Raw genomic sequence first — 231 nt, forward strand, 5'->3', positions numbered from 1 at the left:
GGCGTATGCAGTCGATCTGCTCTGCCGCAACGACGGGATGGTGTTGGAGATCATGTCGAAAAATGTACGTGTTGCTCAAAGATCTTTCGTCGAGCTCGCGGGACGAAACACCGCAGACGAATGCGCGATGACCACCTACCGTGCTCTAACCCGACACCGCGTCTCGACCCGCATCGCCGCCCTGCTCGTGGTGTTACCGCCTTCGATGACGACCAGGGCTTCACGCACCCC

At 59.7% G+C, this 231-nt stretch carries 1 protein-coding gene; it reads left to right on the plus strand.

Going from position 1 to position 231, the window contains the following annotated elements; genetic code table 11:
• A partial coding sequence (locus QN357_RS19450; RefSeq protein WP_323505464.1) for a hypothetical protein occupies positions 1–231 on the plus strand: 231 nt, incomplete at both ends.

This window comes from Cryobacterium sp. RTC2.1 (assembly GCF_035018685.1).
Classification (GTDB): domain Bacteria; phylum Actinomycetota; class Actinomycetes; order Actinomycetales; family Microbacteriaceae; genus Cryobacterium; species Cryobacterium glucosi.